The sequence below is a fragment of the Microbacterium sp. NPDC055665 genome (genome assembly GCF_053618035.1).
Genome location: NZ_JBSHGY010000001.1, coordinates 886,755 through 899,879 on the forward strand (window position 1 = coordinate 886,755; position 13,125 = coordinate 899,879).

Genomic DNA, 13,125 nt, shown 5'->3' on the forward strand with positions numbered 1-13,125 from the left:
GGTCTACGGAACCTTCCGATGTCGGAGGCCGGTGCGAGAATGCTCGGATGAAGCTCGCAGAGCTGGTCACCACGACCGACCGCGTCGGGGCCACGTCGTCCCGGCTCGCCAAGATCGATGCCCTCGCCGAACTGCTCGCACGTGCCGACCCATCCGAGCTTCCGGTCGTCATGGGCCTGCTCCTCGCCTCACCACGCCAGGGCAGATTGGGCGTCGGATGGCGCGGGCTCTCGGCAATCGACATCGCGCACGCCGACGAGTCCGCACTCACCGTCGACGATGTCGACGCGTCTCTCGATGCCCTCGCCGCGACGTCGGGTTCGGGCTCGGCGGCGGGACGCACCGGCATCCTCGTCGATCTCGCCTCCCGCGCCACGGCCGCCGAGTGGGACTTCCTGATGCGCGCGATGCTCGGCGAGCTGCGCACCGGTGCATTGTCGGGCGTGCTCCTCGACGCGATCGCCCGAGCGTCCGACCGTCCGGCGGCCGTCGTCCGACGGGCCGCGATGCTGTCGGGCGACCTCGGCGAGACCGCGCGCATCGCCCTCACCGGAGCACCCGGTGACCTCGAGGCGGTCGGGCTCCAAGTGGGGCGTCCGGTCCTGCCGATGCTGGCCTCGACGGCGGCGACGGCGTCGGAGGCACTGCAGGTCACCGGCGAGGCATCCGTGGAATACAAGCTCGACGGCGCCCGTATCCAGGTGCACCGCCACGGTGACGCGGTCGGCGTCTACACGCGGAGCCTCGCCGACATCACGCACCGAGTGCCCGAGATCGTCGAGATCGTGCGGTCGCTGCCGGTGCACGACATCATCCTCGACGGCGAGACGCTGTCGCTCGACGAAGACGGCGGGCCGCGACCGTTCCAGGAGACCATGTCGCGGTTCGGGGCAGAGGTCTCGCGGGAGCTCGTGCTGCGGCCGTGGTTCTTCGACGTGCTGCACATCGATGGGCGCGACCTGCTCGACGAGCCGCTCTCGACCCGGTTGACCGAGCTGGAACGGGTGGCCGGTGCATGGCGGATGCCCGGCGTCGTCACGGCCGACGCGGATGCCGCCGAGCAGCTGTCGCGTGAGGCCCTCGCCGCCGGGCACGAGGGTGTCGTGGTCAAGGCGATCGATGCGCCCTACGCCGCAGGGCGCCGAGGGAAGTCGTGGGTCAAGGTCAAGCCGGTGCTGACCTTCGACCTGGTGGTGCTCGGCGCAGAGTGGGGCTCAGGGCGTCGTCGGGGGTGGCTCTCGAATCTGCACCTCGGTGCGCGCGATCCCGACGGCGAGTTCGGCGACTCCGGCGGGTTCGTGATGGTGGGCAAGACCTTCAAGGGGCTCACCGACGAGCTGCTGCGGTGGCAGACCTCCGAGTTCCCCGAGCACGAGTCGCATCGCACGGCGTCCACCGTGTTCCTGCGCTCCGACATCGTCGTCGAGATCGCGATCGACGGCGTGCAGCGCTCCCCGCGGTATCCGGGTGGCATCGCGCTGCGCTTCGCCCGGGTGAAGGGCTACCGTCCGGACAAGACCGCGGCAGAGGCCGACACGATCCAGACGCTGCGGTCACTGCTGCGCGGATGACCCGCCGGGTGAGGGCGGCTCAGGCCGAGGGCGTGAGCCCCAGGTCCTCTTCGCGCACCGTGCCCTGGAACGACCACGGGAAGTTGATCCACAGGTCGGTGTCCTTCCAGGCGAAGTCGGGCTGGATGATCGTCGAGGGCTTGGTGTAGATCGTGACCGACCGCACGTCGGCCCCCTTCTCCTGCAGCAGCTGCACCGCCAGCGCGAGCGTGCGCCCGGAGTCGGCCACATCGTCGACGAGCAGCACCCGGCGGCCGTCGAGATACGCCATGTCGAGCTCGGGCGGAAGCACCTCGGGCGCATCCAGCACCGTGCCGATCCCGGTGTAGAACTCGACGTTGATCGCGCCGCAGTTCTTCGCCCCGAGACCGTATGCGATGGCGCCGGCCGGGAGCAGCCCGCCGCGGGCGATCGCCACGACCACCTCCGGCTCGAAGCCCGTGGCGAGGATGTTCCGCGCCAGCTCTCGTGTCGCCGCTCCGAAGCCGTCCCAGGTCAGTGTCTCGCGCTCGAGCGCCGCATCCGTCATCTCTGCATTCTCCCGCATCCCGGTATGCACTCTCGCCGCTAGACTGAGCGGGTCCGGCCCGGCCGGTGCCTGAAAAAGAGGCACGAAGCACTCCGCGAAGACGCGGAGGCGAGACACATACGGATCCCGCAGTTCCTCCGTCCCTGTCTCGAAAGGCTTTTGCATGCCCACCGTCTCCGCACACGTCGCTCTCACCCTCGCCCAGCACATCGACTCCGTCTTCGGCGTGATGGGCAACGGCAACGCCTACTTCCTCGACGCGATCGAGACGCAGACGGACGCCTCCTTCACCGCCGTCCGCCACGAGCAGGGCGCCGTGGTCGCCGCTGACGCCCACTTCCGCGCGTCCGGGCGCATCGCCGCCGGCACCTCGACGTACGGCGCCGGATTCACCAACACGCTGACCGCTCTGGCCGAGGCCGTGCAGGCGCACGTGCCGCTCGTGCTCGTGGTCGGCGACGAGCCCACGTCGGGCCCGCGCCCGTGGGATGTCGACCAGATCGCGCTCGCCTCCGCCGTCGGCGCCCGCACCTATACGGTCGGTCGAGCGGATGCGGCCGCCACGACGGTCATCGCCATCGAGCACGCGCTGACCTATCGCGTCCCCGTGGTCCTCGCCATCCCCTACGACGTCGCGGCTCTCGAAGCCGGCGACGTTCCTGCAGCCCCGTCGCCGCGGGTGCCCGCTCCGCTCGCGCCGCGTGGCGAGTTCGCCGAGGGGATGCTCGACGAGATCGCGGACGCCCTGCGCACGGCGCAGCGGCCGTTCCTCCTTGCGGGCCGCGGGGCGTGGCTCTCCGGCGCCAGCACCACTCTGGGCGAGCTCGCCGCGGCGACCGGAGCTCTGACAGCATCGTCGGCTCTCGGCCGGGGCGTCTTCCCCGACACGCGGTACGACCTCGGCGTCACCGGCGGCTTCGGTGCCGATGGTGCGATGGAACTCGTCCGCACGGCCGACGTGGCCGTGGTGTTCGGCGCCTCGCTGAACCAGTTCACGATGCGCTTCGGCGAGCTCTTCGCGCCGGGGACGAAGGTGTTCCAGGTCGACATCTCCCCCGCGGCGACCCATGCCCACGTCGGCGGGTTCGTGCGCGCCGACGCGCGTCTGGCCGCCGAGGCCCTCGTGTCCCGGCTCGCCACTCCCTCCGCCGCTTCCACATCCGCGCCCGCTTCCGCCTCCACTCCCGCTTCCGCCTCCACTCCCGCTTCCGCATCCACTCCCACTTCCGCATCCACTCCCGCTTCCAGCCCGCACAACTTCGGAGATGCCGGCCGCCACGCCGAGTCCGCGGCCGCACCTGCCCGCGTGTCGCCCTCGATGTCCGAAGCTGTGTCGTCGAGCCCGTGGCGGGAGACCGTCGACGTCGCGGCGGCCCGGGCGTATGAGGCCGGTGACGACCTCGCCGCCGACGGACGCCTCGACCCGCGGTCGGCCGCGCGTCGCATCGCGGAGCTTCTTCCCGAGGACCGCATCGTGGTGTCCGACGGCGGCCACTTCATCGGCTGGGCGAACATGTACTGGCCGGTCGCCGCGCCCGATCGGATGATGATGATCGGCACGGCCTTCCAGTCGATCGGGCAGGGCTGGCCGAGCGTCGTCGGGGCCGCCCTGGCTCGGCGCGAATCGACCGTGGTGCTCACCTCGGGCGACGGCGGTGGGCTGATGGCGATCGCCGATCTCGAATCCGCTGTCCGCGCGGCCGGTGGCCGGGGCATGGCCGTCGTCTGGAATGACGCGGCCTATGGGGCCGAGGTCAACCTCTACGGCCTCAAGGGGCTGGCCGAGGGACCGATGCGCATCCCCGAGGTGGACTTCGCCGCGTTCGGTGCAGCCGTCGGAGCGGAGGGCATCGTCGTGCGCACGCTCGCCGACCTCGACCGCCTCGAGAGCTGGACCGCCGAGGATGCCGCTTCCCGCCGCTTCCTCCTCCTCGACCTGCGCATCTCCGGGGACGTCATCGCGCCGTACCAGCAGGAGATCATCCGCGTGAACTCCTGACGCGACTGGCAGACTCGGAGGATGCCGGGTCTCCATCACGTCGAACTCTGGGTCGCCGACCTCGATGCCGTGCGCACGGAATGGCGCTGGATCCTCGATCGCCTGGGCTTCACGCTCGACAGCGAATGGGGCGGCGGGGAATCCTGGGCCGCGGGCGGCACCTACCTCACCTTCACGACCTCTCCGAATCTGTCGGATGCCGCACACGACCGTCGTCGCGCGGGACTCAATCATCTGGCGTTCCACGGTGGCACCCCCGCTACCGTGGATGCGCTCATCGCCGAGGCTCCTGCGCACGGCTGGCACCCGCTCTACGCCGAGCGCTACCCGCACGCCGGCGGCGAACAGCACTACGCGGGGTGGCTCGAGAACGCCGCAGGCTTCAAGGTCGAGGTGGTCGCCGACACCGCGTCGATGCCGGCGACCACCTCTGCCGTCTAGCTCTGAGCGCCGTAATCCGGGAGCTCCTGCAGCGTCCAGCTGTTGCCGTCCGGGTCGTCGAAGGACACGAACCGCCCCCAGTCCATGTTCTCCACGCCTCGGGCTTCGACGCCGAGCCCCTGCAGATGCGCCAACGCCTCATCGGCGTCGGGAACCACGACCTGGATCGTATTCTGCTGTCCCGGCTCGAGATCGATGCCGAGACCGGTGCCGAACGCGATCGAGCAGGCCGACCCCGGCGGAGTCATCTGCACGAACCGCAGACCCTCGACGGGCGTCTGGTCCCAGTCGGCGTTGAAGCCGATCTTCTCGTAGAAGGCCTTCGACCGGTCGACGTCCGAGACCGGGACGAAGATGAGTTCGATCTTCCAATCCATCACGCACTCCTCCTGTCGGGCGCCGTCGCCCGTCGGCGTCCACCGTACGCGCGGCCACCGACGTCGCACCAGAGCTCCGACGGACCAGATCCCGACGGATCACCCGACCCCCGTCGGACGACTGAAGGTCAGATCCAGCCCTTGTCGACCGCGATCCGCACGGCCTGTGCCCGGTTCGCCGCACCGGTCTTGCCGATCGCCGCGGAGAGGTGGTTCCTCACGGTTCCCGCGGACAGGAACACCTCCGCCGCGATGTCCGCGGCCGAGCGCCCGTCCGCGGCGAGGCGCAGCACCTGACGCTCCCGGTCGCTCAGCGGGTTCGCCCCCTCGAACAGACTGTCGGCTGCGAGAACGGGGTCCAGTACGCGCAATCCGGAATGCACGCGACGAACGGCCTCCGCGAGCTGCTCGGCAGGAGTGTCCTTCACGATGAAGCCGCTGGCTCCGGCATCCAGCGCCGCACGCAGGTAACCCGGGCGCGCGAAGGTGGTCACGACGAGGATGCGGGTCTGCGGACTCGCCTCGCGGATGCGTCGCGTCGCCTCCACCCCGTCCATGCCCGGCATCTGGACGTCCATCAGGCACACCTCGGGCCGCAGCTCCTCCGCGAGCCGCAGCGCCTCCGCGCCGTCGGAGGCCATGCCGACCACCGTGAGATCGGGCTCCAGGTCGAGCAGTGCACCCAGAGCACCGCGCACCAGCGCCTGGTCGTCGGCGATCAGCAGGCGGATGCCGGTGCCCTCACCGGTGGCCGTCACCAGGTCACCTCCACGCGGGTTCCCGAGCCATCGGCTTCACGCGCCGCGGCGATCACGAAACCCGCCCCCGCCGCTGCCGCACGCTCGCGCATGCCACGGATGCCGTTGCCCGCCTCGCGCCCCGCGCCCTCCTTCATGCCGACCCCGTCGTCTTCGACCACGAGCCGCCCCGGCGCCAGCAGCACCCGCACGGTACGCGCCTCGGAATGACGCAGCGCATTGGTCGTCGCCTCGCGCAGGATCCACCCCGCCGTGATGGCCTGGACCGGCGACAGGGCATCGGCTTCCCCCTCGACCCGCAGGTCGATGTCGGCCGCCCGGAACGTGTCCCGCGACGACGCGAGCTGCTCGACCAGCGTCGTCGCCCGCGCACCCGCCACTGACGACCGCACCCCGGCGATCGCCTCCGCGGTCAGTCGCTCGATGTCGGCGAGCTCGGCCTTGGCGCGCTCCGGATCGGAGTCCATGAGGCGGCGCACGAGCTGTGCCTTGAGTCCGACGACCGTCAGCGAGTGACCGATCAGGTCGTGCACGTCGCGGGCGACGGCTTCGCGCCCCTCGCTGGTGGCCAACTCGAGACCGAGCTGCTCCGCCTCACCGGAGCGGATGATGAGCCAGGTGGACACCGTGTTGACCACGCCGAGCAGTCCGACGATCGCCAGGACGGAAAGGTAGTTCAGTCCGCCGGGCAGCAGGAAGACACAGAGGGCCGTGACGGCGAAGGCGCCGACCGTAGCGATCCAGTGCCACACGCGCGTGAGCCCGTACGAGGCGAACGACATGACGAACGGCAGGAAGCTGAGCGCCGATCCGCCCTCCGCCGGCACCGAGACCAGAGCGCACACGATGAGGATCGCGAACGTGACCCACTGCCGCACCGACGGCGGCCGACCCAACCCTCCGCCGCCGCGCATGCCATGGATGAAGCCGCTGACGTACAGCACGACGAACGTGACCAGCGCGATCCAGCCCACGACGATCCACGCGAGCGGCGCCTCGGAGCGCAGCAGCGCGATCACCGGGTAGACGAGGAAGACCAGCCAGATCACGGCCATCAACCAGCCGAATCGCGCCCACGGGTCCTTCCCGACCGCTCCGCGCGACGACCTCGCTCCCGGAGCCGACCATGCGGCGGGCGGCGCTCCCAGGGCGGCGAACCGCCGGGCCTCCCCGGATGGTTCCGAGGAGGCCCGCTTCGAGTGCTGCGTCATCCGTCCAACCTACTGTCGTCCCGCGATGCTGCCGGCTCGGCTACTGCCGTGCCCGCGAACGCTTCATGCCCATGGTGACCAGCAGCACGAACAGCGCGAGCCACACGGCGACGTTGAGGAACAGCATCCACAGCTCATCCGTCTGCCCCGTGGTGAGGGTGCCGTCGGTCAGCGGCCAGCGACTCAGGGCGACGAAGCCGTAGAGAGGTGTGAATCGGGCGATGTCGAGCATGACCCCGTCGAGGGGCATGAAGACGTTGCCGAAGAACGCGAAGAACGTCATCGAGATCGACGCGAGCGCGGCCGCCGAGTCGGAACTGAAGAACAGCCCGACGCCGAGGCCGAACAGACCGTACATCAGACCGATGCCGAGGATGATGCCCGCGGTCGCCACCCAGCGCCAGCCGTCCTCGACCTCCGCGCCGGTCATCATCCCCGCTGCGAAGACCGCCACCAATGCCAGCGCCGCGAAGGCGACCGCCGTGAGCAGCTTGGTCAGCGCGTAGCCCGCTGTCGTCAGCGGTGTCATGGCGAGCTGGCGGCCCCAGCCCTGTTTCGCCTCGGTCGCGGCGAGCGAGGTCAGCGAGCTCATCGCGACCGCCGTGCCGTATGCGGCCATCGAGGTCATCACATAGAACGAGACGTTGCCGTGCCCGGCCGAGAGCGAGCCGTAGCCCATCCCGGCACCGAACAGCAGATACATCGCGACCGGCATCGCCAGGGTGAACGCGAGCGTGTAGGGGTTGCGCAGCTGGCGGACGCCTTCGATGCGCAGCATGGTGGGTGAGACGAGCATGTCAGTTCTCCGTCAGAGCCGTGAAGGCGGTTTCGAGGGTGGGTGCGGCGATCTCGAGGTCGTGAGCGCCGTGGTCGAGAAGGATGCGGGCGGCGGCGTCGGAGTCCGCGGCGCGCAGGCTGAGGCGGTCGCCGTCCAGCCGCACGTCGACGACGCCGTCCGTCGCGCTCAGCGTCGCGACGAGCGCCGCACCGGCCGCACCGGTCTCGCCGACCGTCGCGGACACGGTCCGCTCCCCCAGGCTCGCTCGCAGCAGAGCCGTCGGCGCATCCGCGACCACCGCGCCGCGGTGCATCACCACGGTGCGCCGCGCGAACTGCTCCGCCTCCTCCAGGTAGTGGGTGGCGAAGATGATCGTGCGCCCGGCATCCGCATCGGCCCGCATCACGTCCCAGAAGTGCCGCCGAGCCGTGACGTCCATTCCGGCCGTCGGCTCGTCGAGCACGAGGATGTCGGGATCGGACACCATCGCGAGCGCGAACTTCACCCGCTGCTGCTCTCCCCCCGAGCACTTCGACACGCGGCGGCGGGCGAGGTGCTCCAGGTCGGCACGGGCCATGACCTCCGGCACCCGCGCGGCTGCTTCCGCTCCGTACAGCGAAGCGATGAGGCGCACGGTCTCGCCCACGGTCAAGTCGCCCAGCAGGCCGCCGGTCTGCAGCACGGCGCCGATCGCCCCACTCGAGGTCGCCTGCTCGGGAGCCACGCCGAGCACCCGGACGCTGCCGCTGCTGGGCTGCGTGAGCCCCAGGAGCATGTCGAGCGTCGTCGTCTTGCCCGCACCGTTCGGGCCGAGCAGCGCGACGACCTCGCCGCGACGGATCGAGAGGTCGACCCCGCCGACGGCCTGCACGCGGCGGTCGCCCGAGCCGAAGTGGCGCGTGACGCCGTTCAGCTCGAGCACGACCGGATCATGGTTCGGGGCTTCGGATGCCGGACGCGCGGTGACCTGCGTCGCCGACCCGTCCACGGAGGTGTTGTTCATGCCTCCAGCCTCGCGGGAGGAGCTTCCCCGCGCCGGAGGGAGGTGTCATCTCCTCGGCATGACACGTGTCATGCCGAGGAGACTCAGCGTGCCGGGAGCAGCGCCCCGTCGAGGAAGCCCGCGAGCTCGTCCACCGCGTCGAGCGGCAGGATCGCCGCCACGTACTGGTCGGGTCGCACGACGACCACCACGCCGTCGCGCGAGAGCTCGCGCGCGGCGAAGATGTCGGTCTCGGTCCACTTGCTGGGGCCCGCCGCATAGACCTTCTCCCAGTCGGTGAGCCCGAGCGGACCGGTCTTCGGCTGGAACAGCGCCGGCGCCGAGGTGACCTCGACCTCCTCGAAAGGCTGCTGGTACACGGCCTTCACATCGAACACGGCGTCGACGTCGGCATCCGTCGGCGTGAAGCGCGCGAACAGGGGCTCGGCTTCGGCGGCCCAGACCGCGAGCGCCTCCCCGGTGCGGTCGCCGAAGGCGTACACGCGCCAGCGGCCGTCCGCCTTCGCATGGTGTCCGAGGTGGGTGACGTTGCCGTCGCCCACGCGCATGACCTCGGCCGACTTGAAGCGCTTGCCGAGGGGGTAGCCGGCCGCGAGAGCCTGGTGCGCGTCGCTGCCGGTGATCATCGACGAGGTGTACTGCGTCATGAAGCCCGACGGGAACTCGGCGGTGGCGAGGTAGTAGGTCGCGAGGTCGTCGGGGTCGGAGATCTCCTCGGGCTTGCGTGCCATGAGGCTCGACCACTCGCGGTCGAAGTCGATGAGCTGCTGCGCCACCGGACGCCGCTCGGCACCGTACGTCGCGAGGAGTGCTTCGGGAGCGCGGCCGGTGAGCACCGAGCCGAGCTTCCAGCCGAGGTTGAAGCCGTCCTGCATCGAGACGTTCATGCCCTGGCCGGCCTTGGCGCTGTGGGTGTGGCAGGCGTCACCGGTGAGGAACACGCGCGGTGTGCGCCCCGACTCGTCGATCACGTCGTCGAACCCGTCGGTGACGCGGTGACCGACCTCGTAGACGCTGTGCCAGGCGACCTCGCGCACATCGAGCGTGTACGGGTGGAGGATCTCGTTGGCACGACGGATGATCTCCTCGATCGGCGTCTGCCGCACGCGGTGGTCGTCGTCGGCGGCGACCTCGCCGAGGTCGATGTACATGCGGGAGAGGTAGCCGCCCTCGCGCGGGATGTGCAGGATGTTGCCCGCCTCGGAATTGATGGCGCATTTGGTCCGCCAGTCCGGGAAGTCGGTGTTGACGAGCACGTCCATCACGCCCCACGCGTGTGCGGCGGAGGCGCCGACGTGGGTGCGTCCGATCGCCTGTCGCACGCCGCTGCGAGCGCCGTCGCAGCCGGCGACGAACTTGGTGCGGATCGTCCGCTCCTCGCCCGCGCGCTCACCCGCGACGTAGCGGATGCGCACCTCGACCGGGAACTCGCCCTCGTCGTGAACGGTCAGGCCGACGAATTCGACCCCGTAGTCGGGCGCGATGCGGCCGGGTCCGTTCGCGGCCGCCTCGGCGAAGTAGTCCAGCACGCGCGCCTGGTTGACGATCAGGTGCGGGAACTCGCAGATGTCGTACGCGTAGTCGGCGGTGCGCGAGGTGCGGATGATCTCGTCGCGCTTGTCTGGGTTCGGGCCCCAGAAGTTCATCCAGCCGATGTTGTAGGCCTCGGCGATGATCCGCTCGGCGAACCCGAACGCCTGGAAGGTCTCGACGCTGCGCGGCTGGATCCCGTCGGCCTGTCCCAGCGGAAGACGGCCGTCGCGCTTCTCGATGATGCGGGTGGAGATGCCGGGGTACTGCGACATCTGGGCGGCGAGGAGCATCCCGGCGGGCCCGGAGCCGACGATCAGCACGTCGATCTCATCGGGGAGGTCGGTCGGTCGGTCGAGCCCGACGCCGGCGGCGTCCTGCACGCGCGGGTCAGCGGAGACGTAGCCGTGGTGGTGGAACTGCATCGTCGTCGATTCCTTCCGGACTTCTTCGTCGGTCCTGTGCTTCGGGTATTGCGCTCAGCGGATGCGTGTTCTATATTCGAACACACTGTTCTACTATTGAACACAGCGTAAACCGCCACGCTGACGATCGCAAGGAGGAGCGCACGCATGCCCGAGAGCCCGAGCGTCTCTCCCGCCTCGCAGACGCTGAGTCGCGGCATCCGCATCCTCGAAGTCCTCGCCGACGCGCGCGGCGCCCTCACGATCGACGCGATCGCGGCTCGTCTCGGCGTGCACCGCTCGATCGCCTATCGCCTGCTGCGCACGCTCGAGGACCACGGCCTCGTTACGCGGGACGCGGCGGGGGCGGTGAGCCTCGGCGCTCGTATGGCGGCCCTCGCGGCCGGCGTCGCGCACGACCTGCAGGCCGAGGCTCTCCCCGAGCTCACCGCGATCGCCAACGAGCTCGGGATGACGTGTTTCCTCGCCGTGCTCGACGGCGCCGAGTGCATCACACTGGCCAGCGTCGAACCGCGGCACGCGGTCGCGAGCGTCGCCCAGCGTCCCGGCGCGCGGCACGCGGTCACGGTCGGTGCGCCCGGCAAGGCGATCCTCGCCCAACTGCCCGTGGGCGAGTGGCCAGCCGACGCGCCCGCGACACTGTCCGCCGACGTCGAAGCGACCAGGCTCCGCGGCTACGCCACCAGCCACGACGAGGTCATCCCCACCGTGCAGTCCGTCGCCGTGCCTCTCGTCCTGCGCAACCAGCGCCTGGCCGCGATCGCCGTGGTGCATGTCGCAACGGATCTCGACGACGCCCAGATCGCCGCGCGCCTGCACCGCTCGGCGGCCGTCATCCGCGAGGCCCTCGACGGCTGAGCCCTCTGCCGTCCCGGCCTTTGCCTCCCCCCGCACTGCAGAACGCTCCCGTCGCGCTCTCCGTCGGTCCCCGCAACGGAGAGCGACAGGAAGTGCGACGGGAGCGAGGTCAGCGCGCGGAAGGAATCAGACCTTAGCGAGGCCACGGATCGGGCTGACCGACTGCTCTTCCTCGTGGTCCGGACCGAGCGGGATGCCCGAGCGGTCGCGCAGTAGGAGCGTGGCGATCAGGCCGAGCACCGTCATCCCGGCGAGGTACCAGGTGACCGCGTCGGTCGAGCCCGTGGCACTCACGATGGCCGTGGCGATCGTCGGCGCGAAGGCCCCACCCGCGATGGCACCGATCGCGTACGAGATCGAGACTCCCGAGAACCGGATGCTCGCGGGGAACAGCTCGGCGTAGAGCGCCGCCTGCGGGCCGTAGGTGAAGCCGAGGCCGATGGTCAGGATCGCAAGCCCGGCGAACAGCAGGCCGATCTCGCCCGTGTTCACCAGTGGGAACAGCGTGAACACTCCGACGAGCTGCATGACCCAGCCGATGATGTATGTCGTGCGGCGACCGATCCGGTCCGAGATCCACCCGGCGAGCAGCGTCGTGAGCAGCCAGGTGACCGCGGAACCGGCGACTGCCCAGAGCACCGGACCGCGCTCGAGGCCGATCGGCCCCTCGGGGTTGGTGGCATAGCCCTGGATGTATCCGCCGGTGGTCATGTAGCCGACCGCGTTGTTGCCGGCGAAGACGAACGCGGCGACGATCACGAGCAGCAGGTGCTTCCGGAAGAGCTGCGCGATCGGCATCCGCGCCTTCTCCTTGCGCTCGGCGAGCTCGGTGAAGACCGGGCTCTCCTCCACCTTGCGTCGCACGTAGTAGCCGATGAGGATCAGCACCACGCTGAGGAGGAACGGCACACGCCAGCCCCAGGCGGCGAACTGCTCGCCGGGAGCCACCACGGTCATCAGCGCCATCACACCGGACGCGAGCAGCAGTCCGAGGGGCACACCGATCTGCGGCGAGGCGCCGAAGATGCCGCGCTTCTTGCGCGGAGCGTGCTCGACCGCCATCAGCACGGCACCGCCCCACTCGCCACCGGCCGAGATGCCCTGGACGATGCGCAGGAGCACCAGCAGGATCGGAGCCATGATGCCGATCGTCTCGTACGTGGGCAGCAGACCGATCAGTGCGGTCGCCGCTCCCATCAGGATCAGCGTCCACATCAGCACGGCCTTGCGTCCGAGCTTGTCGCCGTAGTGACCGGCGAGGAAGGCGCCGAGCGGCCGGAACAGGAAGCTCACGCCGACCGTGGCGAAGCCGACGAGCGCGCTGTTCGCACCGAGCGGCTCGAAGAACAACTGGCCGAACACCAGCCCGACCGCCGTGGCGTAGATGAAGAAGTCGTACCACTCGACCGTGGTGCCGACGACGGTGGCGAAGACGACGCGGCGCCGATCGGCCGCTGTCGCGATGGTTCCGGTGGGCGTGAACCCACCCTGTGACTGCCCGCTCATGGGGTGTCTCCTTTGGTTGTGACCGCATTGTCACGGCGTGCAGCGGATGCGGATCCGGAGTGCTTGCCGAGGGGTGAACCGATGATATATGATTTCGAATACGACGCACAAGGCGTCCTGCACGACAACGCAGACGAGC

General features: G+C 69.9%; 12 protein-coding genes. 4 read left to right on the forward strand and 8 right to left on the reverse strand.

The window, feature by feature from the left end:
• Nucleotides 1-47 precede the first annotated feature (47 nt).
• Nucleotides 48-1,571 (forward strand): ATP-dependent DNA ligase, encoded by a 1,524-nt coding sequence (locus tag ACWGO6_RS04265; RefSeq protein WP_452325930.1) that lies wholly within the window; start codon nt 48-50, stop codon nt 1,569-1,571.
• Nucleotides 1,572-1,590: 19 nt separating this feature from the next.
• Here the strand turns inward: ACWGO6_RS04265 and ACWGO6_RS04270 are convergent, their stop codons facing one another.
• Nucleotides 1,591-2,100: a phosphoribosyltransferase gene (locus tag ACWGO6_RS04270; protein ID WP_376104108.1), complete on the reverse strand. Its 510-nt coding sequence runs from the start codon at nt 2,098-2,100 to the stop codon at nt 1,591-1,593.
• Nucleotides 2,101-2,263: 163 nt separating this feature from the next.
• Between ACWGO6_RS04270 and ACWGO6_RS04275 the strand changes: the two genes are divergently transcribed.
• Together ACWGO6_RS04275 and ACWGO6_RS04280 are read left to right on the forward strand one after the other, a co-directional pair.
• Nucleotides 2,264-4,099: a thiamine pyrophosphate-binding protein gene (locus ACWGO6_RS04275; protein ID WP_452325931.1), complete on the forward strand. Its 1,836-nt coding sequence runs from the start codon at nt 2,264-2,266 to the stop codon at nt 4,097-4,099.
• 21 nt (nt 4,100-4,120) lie between these two features.
• Entirely contained in the window at nt 4,121-4,540 is a 420-nt protein-coding gene (locus ACWGO6_RS04280; protein WP_452325932.1) for a VOC family protein, read from the forward strand.
• On the opposite strand, the gene ACWGO6_RS04285 is transcribed toward ACWGO6_RS04280, so the two are convergent.
• The 6 genes from ACWGO6_RS04285 to ACWGO6_RS04310 all read right to left on the reverse strand — a co-directional run bounded on the left by ACWGO6_RS04285 (nt 4,537) and on the right by ACWGO6_RS04310 (nt 10,622).
• Nucleotides 4,537-4,917, reverse strand: coding sequence for a VOC family protein (locus ACWGO6_RS04285; RefSeq protein WP_136042354.1), 381 nt, complete (start codon nt 4,915-4,917; stop codon nt 4,537-4,539). The genes ACWGO6_RS04280 and ACWGO6_RS04285 overlap by 4 nt on opposite strands.
• Before the next feature lie 128 nt (nt 4,918-5,045).
• Nucleotides 5,046-5,678: a response regulator gene (locus ACWGO6_RS04290; RefSeq protein ID WP_376107162.1), complete on the reverse strand. Its 633-nt coding sequence runs from the start codon at nt 5,676-5,678 to the stop codon at nt 5,046-5,048.
• A complete protein-coding gene (locus ACWGO6_RS04295; protein ID WP_452325933.1) occupies nt 5,672-6,886 on the reverse strand; it encodes a sensor histidine kinase in 1,215 nt (404 codons plus the stop codon). The genes ACWGO6_RS04290 and ACWGO6_RS04295 overlap by 7 nt, the downstream gene beginning before the upstream one ends.
• A 40-nt stretch (nt 6,887-6,926) precedes the next feature.
• Nucleotides 6,927-7,682, reverse strand: coding sequence for an ABC transporter permease (locus ACWGO6_RS04300; protein WP_376104095.1), 756 nt, complete (start codon nt 7,680-7,682; stop codon nt 6,927-6,929).
• Nucleotide 7,683: 1 nt separating this feature from the next.
• Nucleotides 7,684-8,667, reverse strand: a complete 984-nt coding sequence (locus ACWGO6_RS04305; protein ID WP_452325934.1) for an ABC transporter ATP-binding protein — start codon at nt 8,665-8,667, stop codon at nt 7,684-7,686.
• 83 nt (nt 8,668-8,750) lie between these two features.
• Nucleotides 8,751-10,622: an FAD-dependent monooxygenase gene (locus ACWGO6_RS04310; RefSeq protein ID WP_452325935.1), complete on the reverse strand. Its 1,872-nt coding sequence runs from the start codon at nt 10,620-10,622 to the stop codon at nt 8,751-8,753.
• Between the two features lie 147 nt (nt 10,623-10,769).
• On the opposite strand from ACWGO6_RS04310, the gene ACWGO6_RS04315 reads away from it, so the two are divergent.
• Nucleotides 10,770-11,480 (forward strand): IclR family transcriptional regulator, encoded by a 711-nt coding sequence (locus ACWGO6_RS04315; RefSeq protein WP_136042360.1) that lies wholly within the window; start codon nt 10,770-10,772, stop codon nt 11,478-11,480.
• 126 nt (nt 11,481-11,606) lie between these two features.
• Here the strand turns inward: ACWGO6_RS04315 and ACWGO6_RS04320 are convergent, their stop codons facing one another.
• The gene (locus ACWGO6_RS04320) at nt 11,607-12,986 is read right to left on the reverse strand and encodes an MFS transporter (RefSeq protein ID WP_136040509.1); all 1,380 of its coding nucleotides are present in this window, start codon (nt 12,984-12,986) and stop codon (nt 11,607-11,609) included.
• Between the last annotated feature and the right edge of the window lie 139 nt (nt 12,987-13,125).

Bases quoted from the DNA above. Each gene is read 5' to 3' on its own strand.
- ACWGO6_RS04320 (WP_136040509.1), bottom strand. From the start codon at position 12,986: ATGAGCGGGCAGTCACAGGGTGGGTTCACGCCCACCGGAACCATCGCG.
- ACWGO6_RS04270 (WP_376104108.1), bottom strand. From the start codon at position 2,100: ATGACGGATGCGGCGCTCGAGCGCGAGACACTGACCTGGGACGGCTTC.
- ACWGO6_RS04275 (WP_452325931.1), top strand. From the start codon at position 2,264: ATGCCCACCGTCTCCGCACACGTCGCTCTCACCCTCGCCCAGCACATC.
- ACWGO6_RS04310 (WP_452325935.1), bottom strand. From the start codon at position 10,622: ATGCAGTTCCACCACCACGGCTACGTCTCCGCTGACCCGCGCGTGCAG.
- ACWGO6_RS04295 (WP_452325933.1), bottom strand. From the start codon at position 6,886: ATGACGCAGCACTCGAAGCGGGCCTCCTCGGAACCATCCGGGGAGGCC.
- ACWGO6_RS04315 (WP_136042360.1), top strand. From the start codon at position 10,770: ATGCCCGAGAGCCCGAGCGTCTCTCCCGCCTCGCAGACGCTGAGTCGC.
- ACWGO6_RS04280 (WP_452325932.1), top strand. From the start codon at position 4,121: ATGCCGGGTCTCCATCACGTCGAACTCTGGGTCGCCGACCTCGATGCC.
- ACWGO6_RS04265 (WP_452325930.1), top strand. From the start codon at position 48: ATGAAGCTCGCAGAGCTGGTCACCACGACCGACCGCGTCGGGGCCACG.
- ACWGO6_RS04305 (WP_452325934.1), bottom strand. From the start codon at position 8,667: ATGAACAACACCTCCGTGGACGGGTCGGCGACGCAGGTCACCGCGCGT.
- ACWGO6_RS04300 (WP_376104095.1), bottom strand. From the start codon at position 7,682: ATGCTCGTCTCACCCACCATGCTGCGCATCGAAGGCGTCCGCCAGCTG.
- ACWGO6_RS04285 (WP_136042354.1), bottom strand. From the start codon at position 4,917: ATGGATTGGAAGATCGAACTCATCTTCGTCCCGGTCTCGGACGTCGAC.